General features: G+C 56.0%; 7 protein-coding genes. 6 read left to right on the top strand and 1 reads right to left on the bottom strand.

Annotated elements, in window-relative coordinates:
* The first annotated feature begins 7 nt into the window (after nucleotides 1–7).
* The 6 genes from BO1_RS15555 (at nucleotide 8) to BO1_RS57545 (ending at nucleotide 13379) form a co-directional block, all read left to right on the top strand.
* Nucleotides 8–1441 (top strand): mannose-1-phosphate guanylyltransferase/mannose-6-phosphate isomerase, encoded by a 1434-nt coding sequence (locus BO1_RS15555; protein WP_028218337.1) that lies wholly within the window; start codon nucleotides 8–10, stop codon nucleotides 1439–1441.
* Nucleotides 1442–1784: 343 nt separating this feature from the next.
* Nucleotides 1785–4922, top strand: a complete 3138-nt coding sequence (locus BO1_RS56380; protein WP_218002806.1) for a class I SAM-dependent methyltransferase — start codon at nucleotides 1785–1787, stop codon at nucleotides 4920–4922.
* A gap of 669 nt (nucleotides 4923–5591) precedes the next feature.
* On the top strand, nucleotides 5592–7232 hold the full coding sequence (locus BO1_RS51270; RefSeq protein WP_245643806.1) for a glycosyltransferase family 2 protein: 1641 nt from the start codon (nucleotides 5592–5594) through the stop codon (nucleotides 7230–7232).
* A 1042-nt stretch (nucleotides 7233–8274) separates the two neighbouring features.
* A complete protein-coding gene (locus BO1_RS59145) occupies nucleotides 8275–9483 on the top strand; it encodes a rhamnan synthesis F family protein (protein WP_156992268.1) in 1209 nt (402 codons plus the stop codon).
* A 162-nt stretch (nucleotides 9484–9645) separates the two neighbouring features.
* The gene (locus tag BO1_RS59150; RefSeq protein WP_156992269.1) at nucleotides 9646–12387 is read left to right on the top strand and encodes an HAD family hydrolase; all 2742 of its coding nucleotides are present in this window, start codon (nucleotides 9646–9648) and stop codon (nucleotides 12385–12387) included.
* 128 nt (nucleotides 12388–12515) lie between these two features.
* Nucleotides 12516–13379: a 2OG-Fe(II) oxygenase gene (locus BO1_RS57545; RefSeq protein WP_245643807.1), complete on the top strand. Its 864-nt coding sequence runs from the start codon at nucleotides 12516–12518 to the stop codon at nucleotides 13377–13379.
* Between the two features lie 1997 nt (nucleotides 13380–15376).
* On the opposite strand, the gene BO1_RS56385 is transcribed toward BO1_RS57545, so the two are convergent.
* Complete coding sequence (locus tag BO1_RS56385; protein ID WP_156992270.1) at nucleotides 15377–17737, bottom strand: glycosyltransferase; 2361 nt, start codon at nucleotides 17735–17737, stop codon at nucleotides 15377–15379.
* Nucleotides 17738–18745: the final 1008 nt, after the last annotated feature.

Genomic DNA, 18745 nt, shown 5'->3' on the forward strand with positions numbered 1-18745 from the left:
AGTCAAAGTGAACGTCTATCCCGTTATCCTGTGCGGAGGGAGCGGTACCCGCCTGTGGCCGATGTCGCGCGGAGGCTATCCTAAACAGTATTTGAAGCTGGCGGGCGATCGTACACTCGTGCAGCAGACGGCGCTGCGTCTCGCCAGCGCGCCCGATGTTGGGGCGCCGATCGTGATTACGAACCAGAATCAACGCTTTCTTGTCGCGGATCAATTGCACAGTGCTGGCGTGACGCCCTCTGCGATCGTGCTGGAGCCGGCGGGCCGCAACACTGCGCCCGCCGTTGCGGCCGCGGCGCTGCTGCTTGCCGAAAGGGACCCGGACGCGCTAATGCACGTGCTGCCCTCGGACCACATCATTGCCGATAACGTGGTCTTCGTGAGGTTGACCGAGCGAGCGGCGGAAATCGCGCAGAGCGGTCGGCTCGTGACGTTTGGCATCGAGCCGACCATGCCGCACACCGGCTACGGCTACATTCGTGGCGCAGAAGTACTGCCGTCGCATGCCGACGCGTACGCTGTTGGCGCTTTCATTGAAAAGCCGGATTTCGAAACCGCGACCCGTTTTCTGGACGAGGGCGGTTACTACTGGAACAGCGGCATGTTCATGATGAAAGTTTCGACGTATCTGGAGGAGTTGGGGCGATTCGAGCCTGAGGTCCTTAAGCACGTCAAAATGTCTGTGACTACCGCGCGACGCGATGACGACTTCATCCGGCTCAACGCGGAAGCTTTTGAAGCTAGCCCGAGCATTTCCATCGACTACGCCGTGATGGAGCAAACCGATCGCGCAGTGGTGATCGCGGCAGCGGGACTGGGGTGGAGCGACATCGGCTCCTGGTCTTCTCTGGCCGACACCTGCGACAAGGACGAGCGAGGCAACACCGTCGTGGGCGACGTGATGACGGACGACGTCGAGCGCAGCTATATCCGCGCGGAGCACCGGATGGTGGCCGCGATCGGCGTGCAGGATCTCGTGGTCGTGGAAACCGCGGATGCGGTGCTCGTTGCGCACCGCGATGAGACCGAGCGCGTCAAGAAGATCGTCGAGCGGCTCAACGCATCGGGCCGCCATGAATCGGTCACGCACCGGCGCGTCGTACGTCCTTGGGGCATGTACGAAAGCATCGATCAGGGCGAGCGGTTTCAGGTCAAGCGCATCATTGTCAATCCAGGCTCTTCGCTTAGCCTGCAGATGCACCATCATCGCGCCGAGCATTGGATCGTTGTGCGTGGCACTGCGCTTGTGCTCAACGACGGGCAGGAACAGCTGCTTACTGAGAATCAGTCGACTTACATTCCGCTCGGCGCGAAACACCGTTTGCAGAATCCAGGAAAAATCCCCCTCGAATTGATCGAGGTGCAATCGGGCTCGTACCTCAATGAGGACGACATTGTTCGCTTTGAGGACAACTATGGTCGCGATGTAGCGGCGATGTGAATGTGCCGTGATCGCGTTCGGCGACTAATGGCCGGAGTGATCGAAAGCATGAATGGGTTCCTAAGCTCATTCGCTGTCATACATTTCGTGATGTTGAATAGGACTTGCCAGGCCACGCCTCAAAAGCGCTTGCCGGAGTTGAGAAATTTACGGCAGCTGGGGCTGACCAGAAAGGAATTCAGTGAAAACTTCAGTTGATCAACACTCGCTTTCCGAGATCATCGCCGAATTGGGGATTGAGGATGAACTGCTATGGGCTCCGCGCAGGCTTGTTTCCCCCGGAGCGTGGGCAGGACATATCGCTACCGCCTTTTGGCTCGTAAAAGCCATCCGGCCGCGTATCGTGGTCGAACTCGGCACGCATAGCGGGAACTCCTACTCCGCGTTTTGCCAGGCGGTTTCCCAACTGGGTTTGTCGACGCGCTGTTTCGCCGTTGACACGTGGCAGGGCGACGAGCACGCCGGAGAGTACGGCGAAGAGGTCTTTCGCGATATTTCGAAGTTTAACGAGCTTCACTACGCGGGTTTTTCCAAGCTGCTGCGCATGACGTTCGATGAGGCGCGTGCATACTTCCCGAGCAAGCCACACGGCGAGATCGACCTTCTGCATATCGATGGGCTGCATACCTACGAAGCAGTCAAGCATGATTTCGACACGTGGGTCGATGCGCTTTCCGATAAAGCAGTCGTGCTTTTTCACGACATCAACGTTCGGGAGCGAGGCTTTGGAGTATGGAAGCTTTGGCAGGAACTGTCGTCGCGATATCCGGCTTTCGAATTCGACAACTCCGAGGGTCTCGGCGTGCTTTGCGTCGGCAAGGACGCCGCGCCGCACGTAGCCCGGCTCCTGGAGCTCGGCGCGCACCCGGAGACTGCGGCGAAGATCCGCACATTGTTCGCGGCGCGCGGCGAGGCATTCAGGCGGCAGGTTCAGGCGATTGACCTCGACAGGCATGCGACGAACCTGACCGGCGAGATCGCGCGCCTCGCACACGAGCTGCAATCCGCGCAGGCGGCGCTCGCCGAGCGCACCCATGGCGGGCAGGAGGTTGAGGCTTTCAATCAGCGCATCGAGGCGCTGACGGAGGAACTGGCACGAGTGCGCGACGAACAAGTGGCGCAAGCATCAACAGTTGCCGAGTACGAAAAGCTGGCATCCACCGCGAAGGACCTCGAGGCAAAAATGGCTTCTCAGCGCAAGGCGTACGAAGCGCAACTTGCGGCGGAACGCAATGAGCACGAGGTGCAAATGCACAGCCTGCTCGAAAGCGGGTTGCGCGAGCGCGATCAAATAGCCCAGGCCTTTCGGAGTTCAATGTCGTGGCGCGTTACCGCGCCGATGCGCGCGGTCGTTTCCCGGTTGCGAGGCGTGCCATCGGCGAAACCGGGGGCACACGCGGCTCCCGTGACGCAGAGCGCCGCGAAGTCGTCTGGCGTAGTTGCGCCAGATCCGCTTGCATCGGAAGCCAAGGCGGCGATGCGCTCCGGGTTCAAAGTGCGTCTCGACGCTTTTCTGACGGCCAGCGGCATGCTGCGTTTCAAGCGCGAAACGTCTCCCGACGTCAGCATCCTGATCGTGCTCTACAACAGCGCCGAATTGAGCTATGCGTGTCTAGCTTCCATCGCTGAAGTCCTGCACGACGGCGAGATTCGTGCCGAAGTGATCATTCTCGACAACGGTTCGACCGACGCGACCCCGCAGCTGCTCGACCGGATCGAAGGCGCCAAGATCATCCGTAGCCGGGAGAATCTGCACTTTCTGAAGGGCGCGAACCGCGCCGCGCAGGAAGCGAGCGGCAAATACCTGCTTTTCCTGAACAACGACGCACTGTTGTTGCCCGGCTCACTCGAAGCCGCGGTAACGCTTTGCGAGGCGAACAGCGACATTGGCGCGGTGGGCGGTCGCATCATCCTGCCGGATGGAACGCTTCAGGAGGCCGGTTCAGTCGTCTGGCGCAATGGCGCGTGTACGGGTTACGGCCGGGGCGCCGCGCCGGACGCCCCCGAATTCATGTTCCGCCGGGACGTCGACTACTGTTCCGGCGCCTTCCTGCTGACACCGCGCGCATTGTTCGAAGAACTGAATAGGTTCGACGAGCGTTACGCGCCCGCGTACTACGAGGAGACCGACTACTGTCTGCGCCTGTGGGAAGGGGGGCATCGAATCGTATACGACCCGGATGTCGTCATCCTGCATTACGAGTTCGGCAGTTCGTCGAGTTCGGAGCACGCGCTCAAGTTGCAGCAGCGCAATCACTCGATCTTCTGCGAGCGCCATGCTGATTGGCTCTCGAATCAGCGCGAAGTCGCTCTCGACAAAATGACGTGGGCGCGCGCAGCGCGCAGTGACAAGCGCCGCGTGCTGTATATCGAAGACCGCGTGCCTGCCGAGAATCTGGGTTCCGGATATCCCCGTTCGCATGAACTCCTCTGCTCGCTGGAGCGTGAAGGTCTGCAGATCACGCTGTTCCCGATGTTCCATCACGAGCAAACGTGGCCCGAGATCCGGCGCAACATTCCTGCTTCGATCGAGGTGATGCGAGGCTGTTCGTCGACGAACCTCGCGCAGTTTCTCAAGGAGCGAGCGGGTTACTACGACGCAATTGTCGTTTGTCGTCCCCACAATATGGAAGCCTTCCTTGCGGCGACCCGTGGATCGAACACGAAATGGCTGGGCGACGCCGCAGTTGTCTACGATGCGGAATCGCTCTTTGCGTCTCGCACACTGCTCGAACGGAAATTGCTAGGTGAAGCGGTGCCCGAAGCGGAGGCACGCAAGCTGGTCGCCGACGAAATCGAACTGACCAAATCTGCGAAGGCCATCATTTCCGTCTCCGAGGCGGAAAAGCGCCAATTCGAGGCGCACGGCGTTCGCTCGGTTTTTGTGCTGGGACACTCGGCCGAAGCCGTGCCTACACCAAGGCCGTTCGCGGAGCGTGCCGATTTCCTGTTCGTCGGCGCGATCCACGAGGACAAATCCCCCAACGCCGATTCGCTGCGCTGGTTCGTGGGAGAGGTCTGGCCGCGTGTGGTCGAACAACTCGGTCCGGATATCAGGCTTCACATCGTCGGGCACAATCGTGCGCCGTCGGTTCTTGCGCTCAAGAGCCAGACGGTCCACATTGTGGGTCGCGTGGACGACCTGGAGCCGTATTACGATGGTGCCCGCGTGGTGATCGCGCCAACCCGCATCGCGGCTGGCATTCCGTCAAAGGCGCACAGTGCGGCGGCTCACGGCGTACCGATGGTCACCACCCGGCTGATCGCCGAGCAACTCGGTTGGGAGTCTGAAGTGCATTTGCTCGCGGAGGATGAAGCCGATGCGTTCGCGCATGCCTGCGTACGCCTCTACACCGACACGGGGTTGTGGGAGCTCGTGCGAGCCAACGCGCTTGCGAGGGTCGCCACCGACTGTTCGCCGCTGAAATTCGTTCGAACGGTACGCGAACTGGTTGCCCAGATTCCCCGCACGGCTGATTAACAACCCTTTACTTCGGGACGGATTTTCATGATCGAGCCGACTCTTAAACCGGCTAACGACTTGGCTCGCGAAGACGAGTGGTGGGTCTCCACGGGATCGGACCCATTCTTTCTGCTTGAATTCGGCGCGTCGAGCGTTCCGACGGGTTGGAACCGGGTTCGCCTCGAAGTCGAGGTCGAAAGCGGAAGTTTCGCGCCTACGTTCTATTTTGACGTGGGCGGTGGCTTCTCGCAGGAACTCATCCACGCGCTGCCGCCTGGCCCGGCCGACACCGAAGGGGTGTTGCTCGCGGTGCCGGCCAATACGCGCGCGATCCGGCTGGACCCGATGAGTGGCACTGGACGCTTCAAGATCAAGAACCTTTCGTTCCAGCCGGTTTCGCGCCTGGCGCTTGCCTGGCGGCGCAGCAGGCCGTTGCTCGGAACGCTGCGCAGGAATCCTGACCTGTTTTGGCCTTATGCCGTCCAGGCGGCTCGCCTCGTCAAGCATCATGGTCTGACGGGCGCTTTGCGTTATGCGCTTCGCGATCGCGGCGGCGAGCTTGGCCAGCGGGCCACGCCGGCGAGCGAATACAAGGACTGGGTCGCACGATTCGATACGCTGAGCGCGGAGGACAACGCGAAGATCGCCACGCACATCGCCGGATTTTCGCAGCGTCCACTGATTTCCGTGCTGGTGCCGCTGTACAACACGCCGGAAGCCTTTCTGCGCCACTGCATCGAATCAGTGCGCGAGCAACTTTACGACAATTGGGAACTCTGTCTCGCCGACGACGCTTCGCCGCAGCCGCACGTGCGTCAAGTTTGTGAGCAGTATGCGCGGCAAGATTCGCGCATCCGCTACGTCCGGCGCGATAGAAACGGCCACATTGCAGAGGCCACCAATTCGGCGCTCGAACTGGCGACAGGCGACTTCTCGGCGCTGCTCGATCACGACGATGAACTCGCGCCGCACGCGCTGTACATGGTGGCGGCAGAGCTGAACGCCCAGCCGGAACTCGATTTCCTCTTCTCCGATGAAGACAAGATCGACGAGGAAGGCAATCGTTACGAACCGTGGTTCAAGTCGGACTGGAACTACGACTTGATGCTCTCGCAGAATGCCGTGGTGCATCTCGCCGTGTATCGCACCTCGATACTGAGGGACATCGGCGGTTTTCGCAGCGCATTCAACGGTAGCCAGGATTACGACGTCACCTTGCGTTTCAGCGAGCGGACTACACCAGAACGCATCCGGCATATTCCATTCATTCTGTACCACTGGCGCGCGATCAGTGGTTCGGTCGCATTGGCGACGACGGAGAAGCTCTATCCATACGAGGCGGCCGAGCGTGCAATTCGCGAGCACCTCGCGCGTACGGGCCGCAACGCGGTCGTCGAGCGGCAACAGCATCTGGGCTACTACCGGGTGTCGTGGCCTGTCGTTCAGCCGGAGCCGCAGGTGGCGATCATCATCCCAACGAAGGACAAGGTCGATCTGCTGCGCGTCGCGGTGAGTTCCATTCTCGAGAAGACGCGGTACAAGAATTACGAAATCGTGATCGTCAACAACAATAGTGTTGAGCCGGACACGATGGCGTATTTCGAACGCGTCGCGCGTGAGCCGAACGTACGCGTGATCGACTATGACAAGCCATATAGCTTCGCGGCACTGAACAACTGGGCAGTGACGCAAACCGATGCGCCGTTGCTCGCATTCGTGAACAACGACATCGAGGTCATCGAGCCGGATTGGCTGGGTGAAATGGTCGGGCATGCGTTGCGGCCGGAAGTGGGTTCTGTCGGCGCGAAGCTGCTTTATCCGAACGGGACGATTCAGCATGCGGGCGTGGTCGTCGGCATCGGTGGCCTCGCCGGTCATCCGCATGTCGGTGAGCGCGGTGACACCTTCGGGTATTTTGGCCGGGCTGCCTGTACTCAGCGCTACTCGGCTGTCACTGCGGCGTGCATGGTCATGCGGCGAGAAGTGTTTCTCGAAGTGTCGGGTTTCGATGAAGTAAACTTTGCGGTTGCATTCAACGATGTCGACTTGGGGCTTCGGCTCGGAAAGGCGCGCTATGCGAACGTATGGACGCCGAAGGCGATCCTTTACCATCACGAATCGGCGAGCCTCGGACTGCCGACCAACGAGAATCGCCGTCGGCAGTTCATCGAGGAGTGTGACAACTTTCGCCGGATCTGGGCCGACGTCATAAGGAACGATCCGTTTTACAATCCGAATCTGACCGTGAGCGGCGGCGATTTTCGCCCGAACTTCCCGCCTCGGGCGCGCATACCGTGGATCTTGGATCCCGCAAAGCAAGAGACATAATCGGTGTCCATGCGTTGAGTGCGTACTGATAGCGTGCGGCCTCCCTGTAGTAAATGTCCGGTAAAGAAGATGAGTCTGGAGAGGGCCATGCGGTGCTCGTTGTGCAGGCCATACGCGGAACGCACGGGTGGCTGAGCGCATCCCGGAAGCTCGGGGGGGCGGTTCCACTGGTCTCCCGTAAGTAGTCGGTGAAAAGCGCAGTTCGATGAAGGCGTACTTCACGTCGACTCCTTCGCGAAGTATGCGCAAGCCTCTTTTAGGATGTCACGCTTCATCTTCAGGAGTGCCACTTCGGCGGCTAAACTCGCACGATGCTGTGCTTCAAATCGCTGCGAGCGATAATATCAACGCTTTATTCTGAGAGTGGCGCTTATTTTGACGAGCGCCATTTTCACATTGTGAATCTCGAGTTTTTGGGCCCTGATGGTTTTATCAAGATTCTCAGGGTCGACTCGGCACCTTTGGTGATAGTTCTTCACCGATGCACGGTAGGGAGTATCGGGATCGATCAGCTTTCCTGCAACATTTGCCCGTATCCCCACTAGCGCGTCTGAGAGGTGCGACGCTGAAATTCAGGGTGGGAGTGGTGGATGTAGTCCATTCAATATGCATAGTCCATTGCGCGTTCGCCAAATCGCGATGGCGTCGGGCCTCGAATGCCATCGCAGTCATGGAGAGAGGTCACCCGGATGGATGCGTACTTGTGGCAAAGTGACAACCCCCGAAGACTGCTGTGCCTATTCGTAAATGAAGTGACGATGGGAGCGCATCGCTTTTGCTACGGCCACTTTGGCGCGGTTCAGCGCCGCCCGGTCATTGCGATGTGTAGCGTAACCACGAGATTGCGATGGTTGGCTGTAACAGAACGCAGCATATAATGTCACAGAGTTGGGCTGGGGCGCTATGTCAGCTGGATGATCTGCACGAAGTAGTCAAACATCCTGCTTATCAGGGCTCGATGTGTGCCTTGAGCCCCGCCTTTTCTGGGCGCAGATCTTCTTGTTGAAGATTGCGTGAGTTGAGTTGAATTGAGGAATTGACAATGTTGGATATTCAGAGCCCGCATCCTATGGTTGATCTGGAGTGGATTCGGATGCAATGCGGTCAGCCGGATATGAGTGTTGCGGAATGCATGGCAGCTCAAGAATCCGTCGGGCCGAATATCCTTTTCGACACGAAGTTCTATCGACGGACCTATGGGGACGAAATTCCCAGCGGGATGACGTGCCTTGAGCATTTTTGTCGGCAATCGCAAGACGCTCCTCGTAACCCTAATGCGCTTTTTTCAACGAAGCAGTGGCATGAGACCATAAGTTGGAGCCTCGATAACCCAAAAGATTGGAAGGCCGCTCTTTTTCGGACGCTTGGAAAGGAGGCCGTATTTTCTCGGAGAGAGATGGCTCGTCATGTTGAAGGACAGGTTGTTGTCGGCGACGAGGAGTTAGGTAAGCGGCCAGTCCCTGGGCAGGATATTTGTCTGTTCGTTCATTATGATAAGGATGATGCCGTCCAGCAATACGTGCTCGATTATCTCGACGAATTCAAACAACGAAATGTCAGCGTTGTTTTTTTGACCAATAGTTCGAGGCTGCGTCCAGCCGCTCAGGAGAGCTTGCGCGGACGAGTGTGGCGCGTCGTGAACAGCGTTAATCATGCGCGCGATTTCGGACTGTACTATGCTGGAGTGCGACTGCTCGGGAAAGAATTCACGGAAAATGCCGTTATTCTTGCTAACGACAGTGTTGTTGGTACGTTGAACAGTCTCGATCCACTATTTGAAGCAGCGCGTTCTGGGCAGTACGACATTGTTGGGGCCGTCGATTGCCTGCTGCACGATTGGCACCTTCAGTCTTTCTACCTCCACTGTGGCATTAATCTGGTGAATTCCGATGTGTGGAGTGGGTTCTGGGATGCTTATCGGCCACATTTCGACAAATGGTGCGTGATTAACAGTCAGGAATTTGGGTTTTCGCGCTGGATGGTTCGTCATGGAGTGAAGATGAAAGCCATCTGGGAATATAAAGATATCCTTGAGGCGGCGGATCCAGATTCAGCGTCGGAGTGGCGAAAAGAAATTGTAAAGAATGGTGGGATTACGAATCCAACCGTGGAATTTTGGGACGTCATGCTTGAAAAGAATTTTCCTTTTTTCAAGAGGTCTATTTTCACAACAGAACTCGCAGCAGGAAATATGTCGCATCTTTGCAATGTCTTGAGTGATCTTGCGTTGCGTGGTCAACGCAGTTCGTGAATCTATTGAGCATGTTTTGTGCCCGATGGCCGCCTTTCGGCGGCATATCGTCAAGATATTACGACTCGTGGGTAAGTATCAGTGGCAGCACGGAGGGTAATTCTCTCGGGCAACCTTGCTGTTGGTTGGGATTTTACGAAAATGGACCGAAAAGTGTCTGAGATGGAAGAACTGGTATCGGATTTGCGAAGGGTCTCTGATTCACAACTTCAGACGATTCGGCAGTTGGAAGCTGAGCGTGGTGAATTGGCAGTTCGAATTCATATGCTCGAATCGAGCACCTTCTGGCGCATGACCGGTCCGCTGCGGCGGACCGCGAGCCGTATGTCACCCAATGTTGTTTTTGCGCTTCGGCGTACGGCCAAGCTGATCTGGTGGACCATTACACCCCATCGGATACCTGCACGATTGCGTTTCATTGCTGCCCGACGAAAAGGCATCGCGGAGAGCTTGGCACGCGTTAGCGCGGTTGACAATATCTTGCCACGACAGTCGCAAAACGTCAGTCCAGCAGGGCTCGAGTCGCACTTCGATGGCAAGTGGTATATCGCTGAATATCCTGAGGTTGTGGCGTCGGGTATGGACCCGTTGCAGCACTACTTGGCCCACGGGTGGAGGGAGGGAAAGAATCCGAATCCACTGTTCGATGTGCGATGGTATCTAGAGAGCAATCCGTCACTACGGGAGCAATGTATCGAGCCGCTCGGGCATTTCCTTTCAGTGGCGGCAGGGGCCGTTGCACCTTGCACCGGAAATTCGTTGCGAGGCTGGCCCCTTTCAGCGGACAGATTTGGCCAAGTCCCAGAGCAGTTCCCTGCGCACTACGGACCTGTTGGTCGAATCGTCGCGCATGGAATCCCTGATGAAGTCTTTCTTAGCCAGTTGGATGACGTTGATGTTGTATCGTTCGACATTTTTGACACCGCATTGGTGAGAAAGGTCGCCCATCCGACTTCGGTGTTCGACCTCCTTCAATTCCGTTTCCCTCATCTTCGCACGAGTGAGAATTTTGGGGTCGCCGACGTGCGGTTCTGGGCGGAGCGAGAGGCGCGAGAGCGGGCGCAGCGTTTGCAAGGCACTGTTGAAATTGGTATCGACGATATCTATGCCGTTCTTGGCGAAGCTCTTTCGATCAAAGGCGCTGAGTTGAATGCTTTGAGGGACGCTGAGCTCGATATTGAACGCAGCGTTCTCGTTGCCAATCCAAAAGTGTTGGGTTGGTATAGTGAAGCGAAGAGGGCGGGCAAGCGTGTCATCTTCGTAAGCGACATGTACTTGCCGTCGGAGTTTTTGGCAAGCGTGCTCGTGAACCAGGGTTTCGAAGGTGCACAAGTTTATGTTTCTTGCGAATACGGTGTCGGCAAGGGGCAACGGCAGCTATTCGAAAAGGTACGCCTTGCATGGGGCATACCGGCACAAAAATTTCTGCACACCGGCGACAATTTTCATTCGGACAAGGTATCTGCCGAAGCGATGGGTTGGCGTGCGATTCATTTCGTCGAAGCTGCGAACGTTCAGCCTTACGCGCAGCAACTGATTGATACCACCGGTATTAATATCGGAAATCCATCGGTCTCTATTGGGCTCGGTTTGTCGCATGCTCACCGACTCGGTGTAGAGGCTTCTAACGACGGTGCGTCGGAGAAACTGGCGAAGCATATCGGCTATGAAATTCTCGGACCGACCATACTTGGTTTTACAGGCTGGCTGGGTGCGCGGGCGAAGCGGGCTGGTCTAAGTAAAATTCTATTTCTCGCACGGGATGGTTGGTTACCGGCAAAAACTTACGAACGTATACAAAGTCACGCCGGATTGTCCGCCGAAGGGCACTATGTTTTGGCGTCAAGACGCCTACTCTATAGCAATAATCTGCGTCCAGGGAGGGACGTTGCTAATGCCATACGCAGCATTGGTTATTCGAAAGGAACGACGCTTGCCGAATATCTCGATATTTTTCATGTTACGGCGGATGAGGCGCAAAGGTGCGGTGCTTCGATCGGCATCAGCGACGTCCATGCACCAATTGAACGCAGTTTTGGTGCAGATCTGAACTATAGAGAAGTTCAGGCAAAGCTGGCTGATCTGATCAAGGCCATGGCTCCGATCGTTCTTGAGAGAGCGGGTGAGCGCAGGGCTGCTCTGCGCGACTACTACGAAGGTGTCGCGGGTTTGCGTGGTACGGGAAAGGTTGGTTTAGTTGACTTTGGGTGGGCGGGCAGTCTGTTGGAGCCGCTAGAGGCTATTCTGAAAGAGATTGATCCTGCGTTGCAGGTCAGTGCCTATTTTTTTGGCCTTAACACACGTTCGAATTCGGTGATCCCGGGTTCGATAAACGCGAGTAGTTATTTCTTCGATCGCAAAGATTGTGCACAACCACAATCGCCTCTTGTACTGCCGAACATGGCTCGGCCGCAGGATGTGGTCGGCGCATCACTTTCGCTGCTGGAAGTGCTTGTGAGTGCAAACAATACGACGGTTGTGGATCTGAGCACATCTTCGAATGGAAAGGGGTTTTCTGTGACTTACGCCGAAGATTCCTATAGCCCGGCCCAACGTAGATTCTTGGAGACCGCACACGAGGCATGCCTGCGCTTCGTGGACGATGCGTTGCCGTTCCTGCCACGAAACGCGGAACTTTGGGATCTAAAGCCGTTGATCGCGCAGGGATGGCAACGCTTGCTGTCTAGTCCGGAAAGTAGCGAGGCTGCCTATCTTGGCGCATTTCCGCATCGCGTTGACGCGAGCGGTCATGCTGCAAACACGACGCTAGTCAGTTTGCCGGATCCTGGGGCCGGGGCAGAGTCCCTGTGGGATGAGTTTCAACGCGCTATGTGGCCAGCCGGATGGTTTGCGCTACTCGATCCCGCAGCGCGAGCAACGATGTTGGGCAGTTGGCGAAAGTGAGGGACCGGGCTCGAAGGACTCGAGCCCCGTTTTTTCAGCACTGACCCGAAGGGGAAAGTGCGAGAGAAGTCCTTTGGCTGATGCGGCAGCCACACTTATCGTTCTGACCGAGTGTGGCGTAATTTGAAATGTGGAACAATCTCCAGTTTACGGACGGCGATTCTATTTTAGATGGGCCTGTTCAGGGCGTATGGGGACCATTGGGTGAACAAGTGATTAATAGCGAAGCTCTTATAAATGCTCTCCGCACCTTCAAAAGTGCGGAACCTTTCGATCACTGCGTGATCGATGATTTTTTTTCTGTCGATACCGCGCGGGCACTCGACCGTGAATTTCTTGGCTACGATAGCGAAAAGTGGTATTTTTACAACAATCAGATCGAGAACAAGAAGGCGTTGAATGACTGGAACGCCTTTCCCGCGCTCACATACCGGGTATTTTCCTACCTGAATTCTCGTGAATTTATTGAAAAGCTCGAATCGTATGTGGGTGTACCACTCCATGCAGACAATGGTCTACACGGTGGTGGCTGGCACATGCATGCGAGTGGCGGAAACTTGAATCCGCACCTCGATTACTCAATACATCCGAAAATGGCGCTCCAGCGTCGGCTGAATATCATTATTTACCTGTCTGAAGATCTCCGTCCTGAGCACGGTGGATATCTCGGCCTGTGGGCGCACGACAATGAGGGCGAAAAGCCGGGAAAATTGATCAAGGAAGTCGAGCCGAAATTCAATCGTGCTATTCTGTTTGATACGACGCAAAATTCATGGCACGGAATGAGTCGACCACTTGTTCAACCGGATGGAATTTATAGAAAGAGCTTTGCCGTCTATTATATGTGCGAGCCTGTCGGTGATGTCGACCCGCGGGGGCGCGCTCTGTTCGCGCCACGAGTCGATCAAATCGGTGATGCTGAAGTTGAGCGTGTGATCAAATTGCGTTCTGATGTTAAATCGTCCGCGCAGGTTTATCGGACCACTGAATAAATGTCATGCTGAGCCAGCCTCCTGTGCCCTCGCTGTGAGGCTGGTCGACATAGGCGAATATCGAGCTGTAGAACCGACGGCCCCGTTCGAACCTGGGCGATCAGGCGCTGGACGAGGCATACTTCGTACGCTGTCCGCGATAAATTGGCAGCATGACTACCCCAGATGTTTCACCTAAAAATCTCAGAGGACTGCCCGTAAGAGCGAGGCCACCTCTCCATCCGCCATCCGATATATCAATCGGGTATAGTTTGCGTTCTTTCATCCTGCCAGGTACCAGGTTTTACCGAAGACTCCTAAAGCATTCTAAGCCCGATATTTCGGAATAAGGGAGTGGGGTAATCTGAGTGGGCGTCGTCGGGGAGACCATCGTGTTATCTCAAGTATCTTTATAATATTTTCTCTCACGTATTCGGCAGACGGCATAATTCCCATTTCGGTCAGGACGACCGCTGGGGTGGCAAAAGGATTCCAGCTTCTTGTATATCTGTATGCGGTACCTCCAAATCCCCACGTAAAGTCCCGCGAAGTCCACACAACATGAGGTGTGCCACAAAGCGTTGCCAAGTGCATTACGCCTGAAGATGGCCCTACACACGCACGAGAACTGGCCAAAACAGAGCAAAGCGATTCTGTATCGATGCCCCGAAGATCGACGACTCCCTCGGGCAGATATGATAGTTCCGGGATTCCAACGGCCGCTATCTTAAAACCCTTTAGTGAGCGGCAGAGTTCATCCCAATGTCCGGTAGGCCAATTCCGTGAGGATTTGGCTTTATTCCCCTCCAGATTTGGGATTGCCCTGGCATGTATGACTACGTCATATGAGCGGCCAAGTGAGGGGCGCCCGAATTTGATAAATTCTTGGTTAAATGTGTCACGTAACGCGTGACAATCGTTGTTCGCTAGCAAAAGATCGCACGACTGGAATGGCTCTGCCCACTTTTGATAGTCAAAGCGATATACTTCATAAAAATCTGTATCCCATGAATCGATTTCGACTGCATGAAATTCCGATGCAAAATCCCGATAAAAGTATTCGGAGGATTTTCGACCATAGACAACGGTTGTCTTGTAGAAGCGCGACAGATGGCGTACAAAGCCTTGCCATTGCATCAATTCCCAGCCGAATTCGCCGAGAAAAGGACCTGCGATAAGGCGGTCACTGGCTCCGCTTATCCGAGAAAAATCCATATTCTTTGCCAATTAGAGTTGAGGTCAGTCGTTTGATGTCGAGAGGACCCGAAAGCAACGGCGATCATCCTGCTTCAGGCCTTTCCAACGGGGTATCAGGATAACAGTTTGGAGTTGTGGTGGGCAGAGTACTGAGTTGCCCCCTGAACAATTTGGGATTGCGCAGTGACGATGTGAGCGGAAAGAGCTTTGGTCCGATGGGCCAAACGCCGGTGATGTGCGCTAGCGGCTGGCGCTTTGGCTGCAACAAGATCTCGGCTACCGTGTATAAGCCGATGGGTTTTGGGGAGTGATTGGCCCATTGTGTCATTGAAGGGGTGCCCCAGCTGTGTTCATCTCATCTACTGGCCGTGGGAAAGATGAATTTGGTGGATGCCGATCGGGCGCAACTGCCGTCGGCGGCGCCCAGCCGAACGACACGTGCGGCGGACGTGCGACGCGCGAAGTTGATCCCACTACTGGATGATGTAGAGTTACGCGACAGTATCATGCGCCCCAGTCAGTCGCTCGCCAGATTGGAAGCATGGGTGCTCAACCGCGCTCTCAAGCGCAATCCCACGCCACTGCGCGGCGTATTGGAGCAGCTACAAGCCCGCGGCAGAACTCGGCGACGTGCCGGTCTCGAGCGTGCAACGCATCTGGCGCAAGCACGCCATCAAACTTCTACAGCTGGAACTCCGCATGGTTTCCGCCGATCCGGACTTCGAGGCCAAGGCGGCTGGTGGCTAGGCGGTTCGACGTGTAGTGCCGCCAACAATTTCTCAAGACTGTAGCGAGGGTAGTGTCGAAGGGCTATACGCTGATCATGGTGCATTACATGGTGTTTCAACTGATATGCCAGCGAGTTGGCACCAAGTGTCGAATAATGGCCGTAGCATCATGTCGTCGGCATGACGGTCGAACGCGAAATCTATCGCTGCAATCCTGCGTTGCAGCCATGTTGTACCGTCCCACGCCGTAGTTTCGGCGATGCGCGTTGCGAGATCTTCGATATCGTCGTAGAGCATCCCAATTTCACTAATCGTTTCGGCAAAACCTGCTGACCTGCGCATCAGCGGTAGCGTGCCGTAAGCCAATGCGTTGATCACCGCCCTCGTGGGGCCCACGGGTATCAAACCAGGATCATCGTCGTAGTACGAGGAGCCTTCGAGATAGAGGCTGGCCTGAGACATAAGCCCATTGCATTGCTCAATTGGCAAGTCGACGTGAAGCTCAACGTTCGAATCATATTTCGCAACTTCAGCTTTCAATATCTCGACATTTGAGACATCGTCGGGCGCTGAATCCATCAGGATTGCAAATCGAAATGCGGGCAGTCGCTTTGAAACGCCTAGGAGCGTACGCAGTTCGCGCGCCGAAGCGGATGTGACGACCTGAATGACAAGTGTCGGAGTTTTGCTAGAGGCGATGTCTCGCGGAGGAATAATTTGAGTGCTATCGAAGACAACCGGCGTGACATGGATCCACGGACGCGGCGCAATGGCCGCTACCTGGTTAGGAAGGATGTCGGCGCGTGCGATGCATTCGTGTTGAGCCAGTGCCGCCAGCGCTTCTGGGTTGCGTTCTGTGCTCTCGGCTCGCAGTGTCAACGAAAGTTCTTGTGTGCGAGCGACTTCCATTGCGGCGGAAAGTACCTCAAGTCCGATTGCGTGCAAAACGAAGGGCTTGAATGACTCAACTGTGCTCATGAGCGATTCGTTGTGCACGCGGGCGAAACGGCAGGTATCTACCGGCGTCACTTTGTGGGACCAAACTTCAATCGTTGCGCCCGCCCGTTGCAGAGCACGTATCTCTGCCTCGATATCTGCGCGGGGCAGTTGTGAACCGTCTTGTACAGCAACGAGCACACGCAGTTCGGTGGTGACCTTTGGTAACCATTTGCGATAAATCAGGAGATGGTTACGCCGCATATCAGTACTACGCGTAATGCGATCAGTACCGCCCGTCCGATAGAGAACGCCCGCTATAGGCAAGCGAAGGGGCGTGTGATGTCCCGTGTAGCGCAGGATCAGATCCCAGTCCACAAGACGGGTCAACTCATTGTCGAATCCACCGTATTGCTCGTAAAGCGAACGCCGGTGGGCGAATACATTCAGGTCGATGTAGTTCCCGTGGATGAGCGCTTCCCGGCTCCACGGGCGCCAAAGCACATGCCTGCCGCCGAAGTTCGGGGTGTCGCCAACAACTGCTGCATAGACGGACTGTGTCGCTTGTGAGGCGTCGAGCGCACTCACCACGTGCATGAGGTAATTCGGAAGTGCCCGATTATCCGAGTCGAGATATGCAATGATGTCCCCGCGCGCGCGGGCTAGCCCTTCATTTCGCGCAGCGCAGACTCCCGAAGCGGGGATGCTGAATAATTGGATTCGCGAATCAGCCGCAGCTAACTCACGAACAACGTCGTCAGTTGCGTCGGTCGAGCCATCCGAGATCACAATCGCTTCCCAGTGAGGCATACTCTGCGCCTGAAGACTGGTGAGCGCCTCTCTGATTAGACTTGGCCGGTTACGGACAGGAACGATTACGCTAACGCGCGGAGTAGTGGTTGCGGCAATCGCGGCCGTATGCTGCACTTCGAGCGCTAGAAGCGCGTCCAATGCGCTCGCCAGAAGCGCGTCCGCAACGCTGGCATCCTGTGTTGCATGTTCGCGCAGTTCGTTGATGGCCCGAACGTGACTGGCGTTTTCTTCCTGCCGCTCGGTGGCCTCCGAAGCGAGTGCTCCTGACAACTCCCGGATGTTGGCTACGATGATGTCTCGTTCCTCTTGCCGTAGCGCCGCCTGTGGAGCCATCGCCTCTGTTAGCTCAAGCAGCTTGCTTTGTGTCCTCTCTCTTTCTTGTGACCATGCCGCCGTAATCCGTGCGATTTCCTCCTGATACGCAGCAGTTCTTGTGGCAAACGTTGTAGTCAACGCTTTGACCTCTTCCTCTAACGCGCGAATGCGGACTTCGGCCAAGCGATTGGTGTGGTCACTGGCCTGTGCCGCAAGCGCTCGTCTCAGCTCTTGCGCTTCGGCACTACGCGCTGCGATTTCCGCCTCGAGAGCGAGAGTAACAGGGGCAATCAGGCGATTGCGTAGACGTCGCAATAGATTCGGGGAAGAAGGTGTGTTGCTTGCAGCTTGCGCGTTGTTGGAACTTTCCGGGCGAGGCGACGAGGGCATGGAGCTGGGCAAAAGTGAATAACAGAATATTCTTGGCTAGACCGCGATAGGGTGATTCGGTTGTCTTCGAGTAGCGTTGTCCGCGCTGGCGGCCCAATGTTGACGTTCTAATGGGCTACGCTGTATTAAGCTAGTACCGAATTGTCACCATTTCTGACGGTGATGTCCATTCAACTATGCCGATAGCTTACCTTATCGGCGTCAGCACTTGCAGAATCGACCGGGCATTCGGTGGCCCCAATTTCAACGCCACGTGATCAAGGCAAACTGGTGCGGCCAGCCCTACGCTGTCGGATTTTCCTTGCACAATGGGAAATGGTGCGTGTTGCATATTGAGCAATTTCCACTGGCAATCAGGTTGTCGCGGTGCGCGGCAACGAGAAATGAGAAGCGCATGCGTATCCTCGGCGTATCTTGTTTTCGCGAATCGGGTACCGATTCGGGAAATGAGGACCATCTCGAGATCGGCGTGATATTCTTCGACCCAATTCGTGGATTTCCGATGCTTTCCGTGAGAATCAGGCCAACTGCTGCCCTGGTTCGACGAATAGATGATGATGTAGCGGTTTGCCGAGAAAAAGGCCAACTCACCTAGTAACGGAAAGCGTCATCTTCAATTAAATGGAAGATGACATCGAGTGACAGGGGCAGGTCGGCATGTTCGTGTTTGTATTGCGCGATATTTCGAAATGCTTGTTTTGAGTCGTTGCTCCACAGGAAGCGGTACACAGCTACACTTCCGTCTGTCGCAGCGTAGCCGAGACATGCAGGATAATTCGCGTGCTTGAGTTGTTGTCCTTCGCCGCAGCCGAATTCGACGACTGAATTGATCTATTATTCACTAACGAAGTTGTTGGCCGCTTTGCCCTTGAACTCTGCCAGCCTGCCGTAAGGCCAGGCTCCCGAACCGCCTCCAGCCCGATATCGCTTGGACCAGTAAGCCTTGCTACAAAGCGAGGCCGTAGTTTCGTCCATTGTTTGTAGAGAAGCGTTTTCGATGAGGCCGCC

Source organism: Paraburkholderia oxyphila NBRC 105797 (genome assembly GCF_000685075.1).
In the GTDB taxonomy this organism is placed as follows: Bacteria; Pseudomonadota; Gammaproteobacteria; order Burkholderiales; family Burkholderiaceae; genus Paraburkholderia; species Paraburkholderia oxyphila.

Coding starts and splice junctions, on each gene's coding strand:
- BO1_RS59150 (WP_156992269.1), top strand. CDS start 9,646: ATGGAAGAACTGGTATCGGATTTGCGAAGGGTCTCTGATTCACAACTT.
- BO1_RS57545 (WP_245643807.1), top strand. CDS start 12,516: ATGTGGAACAATCTCCAGTTTACGGACGGCGATTCTATTTTAGATGGG.
- BO1_RS56385 (WP_156992270.1), bottom strand. CDS start 17,737: ATGCCCTCGTCGCCTCGCCCGGAAAGTTCCAACAACGCGCAAGCTGCA.
- BO1_RS59145 (WP_156992268.1), top strand. CDS start 8,275: ATGTTGGATATTCAGAGCCCGCATCCTATGGTTGATCTGGAGTGGATT.